The organism is Promicromonospora sp. NPDC059942 (assembly GCF_042731755.1).
In the GTDB taxonomy this organism is placed as follows: domain Bacteria; phylum Actinomycetota; class Actinomycetes; order Actinomycetales; family Cellulomonadaceae; genus Promicromonospora.
Window position 1 is genome coordinate 121,826 of the sequence record NZ_JBHWLR010000006.1, and the last position, 9,136, is coordinate 130,961.

The window sequence follows — 9,136 nt, forward strand, 5'->3', positions numbered from 1 at the left end:
GGCCGCCGCTCATCCCTTGATGGCCCCGAAGATCACGCCCTTCGTGAAGTGCCGCTGCACCAGCGGGTACACGACCAGGATCGGCACGATCGCCAGCACCATCACGGCCATCTTGACCGGCAGGCCGGTCACGGCGCCGTCGGCGACGTCGACCTGGCCCACGCCGCTGCCCGGCAGCGTCACGCCCTGCAGCACGTAGGACCGCAGCACGAGCTGCAGCGGCCACTTCGCGTTGTCGTTGATGTAGAGCATGGCGTTGAAGAACGCGTTCCAGTAGCCGACGCCGTAGAACAGCGCGACCACCGCCACCACGGCCTTGGACATGGGCAGCACGATCTGCCCCAGGATGCGCCAGTCCCCCGCGCCGTCGATCTTGGCCGCGTCCGTGATGGACCGGTCGATGCCCATGAAGAACGCCCGCAGGATGAGCACGTTGAACGCGCTGACGGCCCCCGGGAGGATGAGCGACCAGTAGCTGTCGATCAGCCCCAGGTTGCTCACCAGCAGGTACGTCGGGATCATCCCCGCACCGAAGAACATGGTGATCAGGAAGACGAACAGGAGGGGCCGGTGGGCGAAGGAGCCCGGCCGGCTCAGGCCGTACGCCGCCAGCACGGACACAGTGGTCGAGAGCACGGTGCCGACCACGGTGATGCCGATGCTCACGATCGTGGCCCGTGTGACGATCCCGCCGGACAGGATCTGCTCGTAGGCCGCGAACGTCAGGCCGCCGGGCAACGTGACCAGGCCGCCGGACCGGGTGATGTCCGCCTGGGTCGACAGGCTGGTGAGCACCACCGTGTACAGGGGGTAGACGACGGTGGCCACGATGAGCAGCAGCGCCACCCCCTTGACCAGGAGCCCCAGCGGGTTGGGGTCCTCCTCCCAGACCGGGCGGTTCCGGCCGCGCAGCAGGGCGCGGTACCGGCTCGGACCCTGTGCCGGCTGCCGGGCGCGGCCCGGCTCGGGCGTCGTGGACGACGGCGCCGGCCGCGCCGGCGTCGTCCCCGTCTCGTTCTTGATGTCGGCACTCATGCGCGCTGATACACCCCCGCCTCGCCCACCAGGTGGGCGAGCTTGTTGGCCCCGAGCACCAGGGCGAGCGACACCAGACCCTTGACGAGGCCCGCGGCCGCCGCGAAGGCCCAGTCGCCGTTGACGACGCCCTGGTAGTACACGAACGTGTCGAGCACCTCCGCGACATCGGTGCCGACGGCACCGCGCTGGAGGATGAGCTGCTCGAACCCGACGGTGAGCGCGTCGCCCAGCCGCAGGATCAGCAGCAGGACGATCACCGGCCGCAGCGCGGGGAGGGTCACGTGCCACATCCGCCGCCACCGGCCCGCGCCGTCGACCACCGACGCCTCGTAGAGCTGAGGGTCCACGGTGGCCAGCGCCGCGAGGAAGATGATGATGCCCCAGCCGGCGTCCTTCCAGACCGACTGCGCCGTGAGCAGCAGCAGGAACGTGTCCGGATTGGTCATCAGGTCGAAGCCCGAGTACCCCGCCTCCCGCAGCCGGGTCGCCACCATCCCGGCCCCGCCGAAGATCTGCTGGAAGATCGTCACGACGATCACCCAGGAGAAGAAGTGCGGCAGGTACACGATCGACTGGATGGTCGTGCGCAGCCCCGGCGAGAGCACGCTGTTCAGGAGCAGCGCGAGCACGATCGGCACCGGGAAGAAGAACACGAGCTGGAACGCGGTGATGACCAGCGTGTTCCCCACGGCGTCGAGGAAGAGCGGGTTGGTCAGGACGCGCGCGAAGTTGGCCCACCCGATGAACGGGCTCTCCCGGATGCCGACGTACGGCGAGTAGTCCTGCCAGGCCACCACGTTGCCGAGCATCGGCACGTAGGCGAACACGGCCAGCAGCAGCACCGCCGGGGCCACCATGATCAGCAGCGAGCGGTCGCGCCGCGCCCGGACGGTCCAGGGGATCCTGCGCCGGGGCGGGGCGTCCGCCCGTGAGGTCGCGGTGCTCACTGCTCGTCCAGGATGTCCTGGTAGAACGCGCGCAGCTCCTCACCGCCGCTGCTGCGCCACGTCTCCACGGCGTCGTCCAGGTCCGCGAGGGTCTTGCGCCCGCGCGAGATGTCCTTCTCCAGGTCGACGAACGGCGTGCCGAGCGACGCGAACTGCGACGGCTCCGTGATCTGCTTGCCGTAGAAGAGGGGCTCCTCGACGTACTCGGAGGCAGCGGCCATCCACGTGCAGTAGGCCTCGACGTAACCCTTGTACTGCACCTGCGCGTTCACCTTCGGCGGGTCCACGAGGAAGATGTACGACGGCGCCACGTCGTCGGCGGCGGCGTCCGTGGCCTGCGGCAGGCCGTCGCCGTCGATCTCGTAGTGCTCACCCTCGACGCCGAAGTTGACGAGCTGGAACTCGGTGGTGCCGAACGGCGAGGCGAGGAAGTCCGCGGCGGCGAGGAGCTCCTCGATCTGCGCCTTGTCGTCCCGCTTCTTCAGGAACGAGAACATGTCCGCCGGGGCGCCCTTCCAGATCCGCGGCGTGCCGCCGTCGTGGGCGAACGGGTCGAACGGCCGCGGGTCGAAGTCCGGGTTGCTCGGCAGCACCCGGCCCAGGGACTCGTGCCAGCCGCCTACGCCGTCGTTGACGATCAGGATCTCGCCGGACTCGAAGAGCGGCTTCATCTCCTCTGGCTTGTCGGCCACGGCCGTCGGGTGCACCGCGCCCGACTTGTACAGCCGGGCCTGCCAGTCCAGCGCCGCCCGGTACTCCTCGGACTCGACGCGGCTGATCAGCGAGCCGTCGTCGGCCAGCTTCCAGCCCTTCTCCGGGGGCACCGCGAACATCATGTTCGCCGTGATCCACTGGTCGGCCGAGCCCCAGCACTTCTTGCCCGGGTCGGTCAGCTCCTTGGCGAGCTCGATGAACTCGTCGGCGTCCCTCGGCTGCTCGGTGATGCCGAGCTCGGCGAAGAGGTCGGCCCGGTAGAACGTCGCCAGGTGGACCAGCTCCCCCGGGAACGGCAGGCCGTAGAGCTTGTCGTTGAAGACGCCGTAGCGCCAGGCGTCCGTGGGGATGTTGGCGAGGTTCTTGTACTTCTTGACGTTGTCGCCGGACAGGTACGGCGTGAGGTCCTCGAAGAGGGCGTCGACGGCCTGGGCGAACCGCGGCGGGAAGTTCCAGGTGGGCACGCAGACCCAGTCCGGCACGTCCTTCGCCGACGCGAGCACGGCCGCGAGCTTGTCGCCGTAGGTGTTGCCGTCGGAGATCTGGAACTCGACGGTGGTGCCCATCGCCTCGCTCACCGCGTCGAAGTAGGGGTTGCCGGACGTCTTCGGGATGGCGCTCCACAGGGGCGTCATCGCCGTGTAGGTGCCGCCCGACCCGGGCGCCGTCTCGAACGCCGTGACCAGCTCGTCGGGGATCGAGGCGTAGCCGGCGGTGGAGCCGTTGACCGACGGGAAGTCGGGCTTGACGTACTCGACCGGCACGTAGGTGGGCAGCACGCCCGAGCTCACGGTGGCGCCGCCCTGCGCGGGACCCGCCGCGCCTGTGGTGCACGCGGTGAGCAGGGACGGGACGCCGACGACGCCGGCGCCGACCGCGAGGAAGCCGAGGAACGACCGGCGGCTGAGCCCGCCGGTCAGGTGGGGTGCTGTCATGGCTCTTCACTCCTTTGTGGACAGCGCGGCACGTCTGTGTGCCCGGACACGACGGAAGTTCGGGCGCCTCGACGTCGAAGCGCTTCGACCTACATCGTTGGCAGAACAGTAGGGCAAACGCAGAAGTCGAGGCAATGATTCGCCCTGAATTGGGCAATTGACCATTGAACCGTTTCGAGGACTGGGCCTACTCTTCGACCGGACGTAGACCGCCCGCACGACCCCGACGCCAAGGGAGCACGACGACGTGCCGAACCAGACGCAGCCCCTCTTCCGCGACCCCGCCGCCCCGCTCACCGACCGGGCCCGCGACCTGCTGGACCGCCTCACCCCCGACGAGCGGCTGAGCCTGCTGCACCAGCACCAGCCCGCGATCGAACGGCTCGGCCTCGCCCCCTTCCACACGGGCGCCGAGGCGCTGCACGGGGTCGCGTGGCTCGGCCGCGCCACCGTGCTCCCCCAGCCGGTCGGGCTGGGCGCCACGTGGGACACCGACCTGCTGCGCCGCCTGGGCGACCTGGTCGCCACCGAGCTGCGGGCCAAGCACGCGGCGGACCCGGCGGTCTCCCTGAACGTCTGGGCACCCGTGGTGAACCCGCTGCGACACCCCGCCTGGGGCCGGGGCGAGGAGGGGTACAGCGAGGAGCCGCGGCTCGTCTCCCAGCTCGCGACGGCGTACTGCGCCGGGCTGCGCGGGGACCACCCGACGGTGTGGAAGACGGTCCCGGCGCTCAAGCACTTCCTCGGGTACGGCAACGAGACCGACCGCTCGGCGACGTCGTCGAACCTGTCCGAGCGCACCCTGTACGAGTACGAGCTGCCCGCCTACCGCGGGCCCGTCGAGGCGGGTGTCGCCGGCGCGGTGATGCCGTCGTACAACCTGGTCAACGGGGTTCCGGCGCACACGTCGGGCGACCTGCTGGCCGAGCTGCGCTCGTGGGCGCCCGGGTCGGTGGCCGTGGTGTCGGACGCCGGCGCGCCCACCTTCCTGGTCACCGTCCAGCGGGCGTTCGCCGGGCACGCGCAGGCGCACGCCGCGGCCGTGCGTGCGGGCCTCGACTCGTTCACCGACAACGACACCGACCCGTCGGTCACCCTGGGCCGGCTGCGCGAGGCGCTGGCGGCCGGGCTGCTGACGCAGGAGGACGTCGACACCGCCGCCCTGCGCCTGCTGGAGCTGCGGCTGCGCACGGGCGAGCTCGACGGGGACGCGGACCCGTACGCGGGCATCGGCCCCGACGCGATCGACCTCCCCGAGCACCGGGTCCTGGCGCGCGAGGCGGCGGCGAAGTCCGTGGTGCTGCTGCGCAACGACGGCACGCTGCCGCTGGGCGCGCCCGGCCGCATCGCCGTCGTCGGCCCCCTGGCCGACCGGGTGCTCACCGACTGGTACTCCGGCACCCCGCCGTACGCCGTCCCGCTCGCCCGCGCGGTCGCGGAGCGCTACCCCGACGCCGTCGTGGACGTCGTCGACGGCGCGGACCGGGTGGCGCTGCGCGCGACGTCGTCCGGCCGGTACGTGACCGTCACCGCCGCCGGCGAGGTGAGCGTGTCCGCGCCGGACGCCGGGCCGGGGACCCACCTGGACGTGACCGACTGGGGCGACGGCCTGCTGACGCTCCGGTCGGTCGCCTCGGACCGGCTCCTGACGGGCGCGGGCTGGATCCTTCGGGCCGACGCCGAGCGGGTCGGCGGCTGGGTGGTGCAGGAGTCGTTCCGGCGGCACCACCACGCGGACGGCACGTGGTCGCTGCTGCACGTCGGGAGCGGGCGCTGGGTGCGGGTGCAGCTCGGTTCGGGGCTGCTCGTGGCCGAGGCGACACGGCTCGCGGACGCCGAGCGGTTCGCGTGGCGCACCGTCGTCTCGGGGCACGCCGAGGTGGCCCGGGTCGCGGCCGCCGCGGACGTGGTGCTGGTAGCCGTGGGCAACGATCCGCACCTGGGCGGACGCGAGACCGAGGACCGGACGTCGCTCGCGCTGCCGGAGCAGATGGCCGAGACCTGGCGGGTCGCGCGCGAGGCGTGCCCGGCGGCGGTGCTGGTCGTCACGTCGTCATACCCGTACGTGCTGGGGCCCGGCGTGCTGGGGCCGAGCGTGCTGGACGGGCCTGCCGGGGACGACGGCGCGGGCGCCGGGGCGCTGGTCTGGGCGGCGCACGGCGGGCAGGAGGCCGGCAACGGCCTGGTGGACGTGCTGTCCGGCGACGCGGAGCCGTTCGGGCGGCTCGCGCAGACGTGGCCGGCCACCGAGGCCCAGGCGGGCGACCTGTTCGACTACGACGTGGCCCGCCAGGGCGTCACGTACCGCCACCTGGCGGGCGAGCCGGCGTACTGGTTCGGGCACGGGCTGAGCTACACGACCGTCGCGTACGAGGGCCTGCGGCTGGAACGCGCGGCCGGCGGGGTCGGCGAGGCCGGGCCGGAGCGGGACGGCGGGACCACCGCCGTCGTCACGGTGCGCAACACCGGCGAGCGCCCCGTGGACGAGCTCGTCGCGGTGCACGGCCTGTCCCCCGACCTGCCGGTGCCCGCCGCCCGCCGCCAGCTCCTGGGGCACGCGCGCGTGCGGCTGGCCCCGGGCGCGGCGGCCGAGGTGGAGGTGCCGCTGGACCTGGGCGCCCTCGCCGTCCGGCACGACGGCGCCATGGTGCTGCAGCCGGGCACGTACACGGTGGCGTCCGGGCCGTCGGCCGGGGACCTGCGGGTGCGGGCCGAGCTCGCCGTCAGCTGACCGCGCGCGCCGCGTGCTCCCGGTCGAGGATGGCGAAGACCAGCTCGGTGGACCACCCGCCGTCGCGCACGTCGCTCTCCACGAGGCGGGCCTCCTGCCGCAGGCCCAGTCGCTGGACCACGCGGACGGACGGGAGGTTCTCCTCGTCGATGCGCGCGAACACGCGGTGGAAGCCGTAGGACTCGAAGGCCAGCCGCAGGGTGGCCCGCACGGCCTCGGTGGCCAGCCCGTGGCCCCCGACGTCGGGGTGGAGGGCGTAGCCCACCTCGGCCTGCCGGGGACCGGCCGCCCACTTGAGCATGGTCTCGCCGATGACGTCGCCGTCCGACTCGACGGCGAGCACCAGCACGTCGCCCGGCTCCTCGAACGGCGCGCTCGACCAGGTGCGGAGCTTGACGTCCGCCGTCTGCCGGTCCCACGGCGGCTGGTACATGAACCGCACGACGTCGGGGCGCGAGCGCCAGGCGAAGAAGGCCTCCGCGTCGTCCGGGGCGACCGGGCGGAGCGTGAGGCGCGGGGTGGTCACCGGCCAGCGGGGGTCGGCACGGTAGGCGGGCGGCACGGAAGAAGGCACGCTCAGACCGTAGCGCCCACGACCCGGGTTGCCACCGGAATTGAGGTGGTATCGCCGGGCGAGTCGGTCGTGCCGGTACGACGTCGCTCAGCGCGCCTCGAACGCCACGCTCTCCCAGCCGGCCGGCACGTCACGGGGCTCCCAGGAGGTGTCCGGCGTCCAGTCGGCCCAGGCCTTGTCCCACCAGAGCTCGCCGGCGTCGAGCAGCCCGGCGATCCGGGCGCCCTCGGCGCGGATCTGCTCCATCCGGCCGGGGTACCGGTCGGGGCCGGTCTCCTCGAACTCGACGACGTCCTTGAACTCGTAGGTCTCGGCGTCGGCCGCCCACCAGACGTCCAGCTCGTGGTCGAGCGTGTCGAACCCCATCGGCGTGCGACGCGGGGCGTCCTCCAGGTTGAAGTACCAGCCCTGGAACGCGCGCTCGGGGCCGTCCCAGAACAGGAAGATGGAGTGCTCCACCCCGGTCCAGTGCAGCTCGAGACGCCCGTGGCCGCGCCAGCGCGTGCTGCCGGCGAGCTTCCAGGGGTGCTCCCCCACGGGGAACGTGCCCGAGCCCGGGTACGCCAGCGGGGTGCCGCCGGGCGTGTAGGTGACGAGCAGGTCGCCGTCGTCCTGCACGCACACCTGCGGGATCGCGATCCAGGGCTCGCCCCGCATGATCTCGCGGCGCACCACCGTCTGACCGGGCTGGAAAACGGGAGACGTCATGCCGGGAACGCTAACAGCGACGAGTTACGCCCCGGCGACATCGGCGTCAACTTCGTCGACGGCAGCTCCGCCGACGTCGACCCCGTGGCGCAGTACCCGGACGGGCCGCAGGTCGGCGTCCGTGACGAGCACGTCGGCGCGCGCGCCGGGCTCCAGGGTGCCGACCTCGCCGGCCAGCCCCAGCACCCGGGCGGGCACCGCCGTCGCGGAGCGCACGGCGTCGACCAGGGGGACGCCGCCGCGCACGGCGTGGCGCACGACGTCGATCAGGTGCGCGGTGCCGCCGGCGATCGGCCCCTCCTCCTCCGGCGCGCCGGGCGCGGCCTGGGGTGTGGCGATCCGGGCGACGCCGTCGTGCACCACGACCGACATCGGGCCCAGCTCGTAGTGGCCGTCGGCCACGCCGGCCGCCGCCATCGCGTCGGTCACCAGCACCACCTGGTCCGCGCCCACCATGTCGAACACCGAGCGCACGGTCGCCGGGTCGAGGTGCACCCCGTCGCCGACGAGCTCGACGACCATGTCGCCCCGGGACGCCGCCGCGAGGCAGGCCGCGATGGGCCCCGGTGCGCGATGGTGCAGGGGGCGCATGCCGTTGAACAGGTGCGTGGCGGTCATGGGCCCGGGCGTCCGGCGCCCCGCGGGGCCGCCGCTCGCGGCCCGCAGCGCCGCGGTGACCTGTTCGATCAGCGCCTCGGCCTGCTCGGTGCTTCCGTCGGTGTGACCCAGGGAGGGCAGCACGCCGGCCTCGACCAGCGCCTCGGCGACGCCGCCGGGTCCCGTGACGCCGGGCACCTCCGGGGCGACGGTCATGGTGCGCAGGTACCCGCGGGCTGCCGCGGCGAGGTCGCGAACCAGCTCGACGCTGCCTTCCTGCAGGTCAGCAGGGTTGTGGGCGCCGCGGCGACGGTACGAGAGGAACGGGCCCTCCGCGTGCAGGCCCTCGATCTCCCCCGCCTCGGCGAGCTCGGCCAGCACCGCGGCCCGCCGCAGCAGCACCTCGGGCTGGGCCGACACGAGCGACGCGAGCAGGGTCGTGGTGCCGTGGGCGCGGTGCTCCAGCACGCCCGCCATCGCCTCGTCGGCCGACGTGACGTCGGGGAACGAGGCGCCGCCCCCGCCGTGGTTGTGCAGGTCCACGAGCCCCGGCAGCACGAACGTCCCAGGAGCGGGCGGCACTCCGTCGAGGGCGGGTCCGTGCCCGGCCTCGAGTGCGTCGCCCACGGCCCCGGCGAAGGCGACGCGCCCGCCGTGGGCGACGACGACGCCGTCGTCCACCACGGAGGAACCCAGCACCAGACGCCCACGCACGACAAGGGATTCAGCCACACGCACATCCTGCCACCCGCCCCACCCCACCCCAGCCCGTTGAGTGCTGGGTGTTTGTTGTTTGAGCGTTTTTGGGGTGCGGAGGGGGAGAGACCCAAGAGGGGGGGGGGGGGGTTGGGGGGGGGGGGTTTTTGGTTGTCCCTGCCCCGCCCCCCTTTTT

At 72.9% G+C, this 9,136-nt stretch carries 7 protein-coding genes; 1 reads left to right on the forward strand and 6 read right to left on the reverse strand.

The window, feature by feature from the left end:
• Nucleotides 1-9 precede the first annotated feature (9 nt).
• Genes ACFV9Q_RS11845 through ACFV9Q_RS11855 form a run of 3 tightly spaced genes read right to left on the reverse strand, consistent with a single transcriptional unit; the run spans nucleotide 10 to nucleotide 3,634 of the window.
• On the reverse strand, nucleotides 10-1,035 hold the full coding sequence (locus ACFV9Q_RS11845; RefSeq protein ID WP_377234584.1) for a carbohydrate ABC transporter permease: 1,026 nt from the start codon (nucleotides 1,033-1,035) through the stop codon (nucleotides 10-12).
• Nucleotides 1,032-1,985, reverse strand: a complete 954-nt coding sequence (locus ACFV9Q_RS11850) for an ABC transporter permease (RefSeq protein WP_377234585.1) — start codon at nucleotides 1,983-1,985, stop codon at nucleotides 1,032-1,034. The genes ACFV9Q_RS11845 and ACFV9Q_RS11850 overlap by 4 nt, the downstream gene beginning before the upstream one ends.
• Nucleotides 1,982-3,634 carry an extracellular solute-binding protein gene (locus ACFV9Q_RS11855; RefSeq protein ID WP_377234586.1) on the reverse strand — a complete coding sequence of 551 codons (1,653 nt, stop codon included), beginning with the start codon at nucleotides 3,632-3,634 and terminating at the stop codon, nucleotides 1,982-1,984. The genes ACFV9Q_RS11850 and ACFV9Q_RS11855 overlap by 4 nt, the downstream gene beginning before the upstream one ends.
• A 247-nt stretch (nucleotides 3,635-3,881) precedes the next feature.
• Between ACFV9Q_RS11855 and ACFV9Q_RS11860 the strand changes: the two genes are divergently transcribed.
• Nucleotides 3,882-6,365 (forward strand): glycoside hydrolase family 3 C-terminal domain-containing protein, encoded by a 2,484-nt coding sequence (locus tag ACFV9Q_RS11860; RefSeq protein WP_377234587.1) that lies wholly within the window; start codon nucleotides 3,882-3,884, stop codon nucleotides 6,363-6,365.
• On the opposite strand, the gene ACFV9Q_RS11865 is transcribed toward ACFV9Q_RS11860, so the two are convergent.
• The 3 genes from ACFV9Q_RS11865 to ACFV9Q_RS11875 form a co-directional block, all read right to left on the reverse strand.
• Nucleotides 6,358-6,939 carry a GNAT family N-acetyltransferase gene (locus tag ACFV9Q_RS11865; protein ID WP_377234588.1) on the reverse strand — a complete coding sequence of 194 codons (582 nt, stop codon included), beginning with the start codon at nucleotides 6,937-6,939 and terminating at the stop codon, nucleotides 6,358-6,360. The two genes, ACFV9Q_RS11860 and ACFV9Q_RS11865, sit on opposite strands and share 8 nt — an antisense overlap.
• 87 nt (nucleotides 6,940-7,026) lie before the next feature.
• Nucleotides 7,027-7,647, reverse strand: a complete 621-nt coding sequence (locus ACFV9Q_RS11870; protein WP_377234589.1) for a DUF402 domain-containing protein — start codon at nucleotides 7,645-7,647, stop codon at nucleotides 7,027-7,029.
• 24 nt (nucleotides 7,648-7,671) lie between these two features.
• Nucleotides 7,672-8,976, reverse strand: coding sequence for an N-acetylglucosamine-6-phosphate deacetylase (locus ACFV9Q_RS11875; protein WP_377234590.1), 1,305 nt, complete (start codon nucleotides 8,974-8,976; stop codon nucleotides 7,672-7,674).
• Between the last annotated feature and the right edge of the window lie 160 nt (nucleotides 8,977-9,136).

What these genes read in the sequence shown, in the direction of transcription:
- ACFV9Q_RS11845 (WP_377234584.1), bottom strand. Translation starts at nt 1,035, where the DNA reads ATGAGTGCCGACATCAAGAACGAGACGGGGACGACGCCGGCGCGGCCG.
- ACFV9Q_RS11855 (WP_377234586.1), bottom strand. Translation starts at nt 3,634, where the DNA reads ATGACAGCACCCCACCTGACCGGCGGGCTCAGCCGCCGGTCGTTCCTC.
- ACFV9Q_RS11870 (WP_377234589.1), bottom strand. Translation starts at nt 7,647, where the DNA reads ATGACGTCTCCCGTTTTCCAGCCCGGTCAGACGGTGGTGCGCCGCGAG.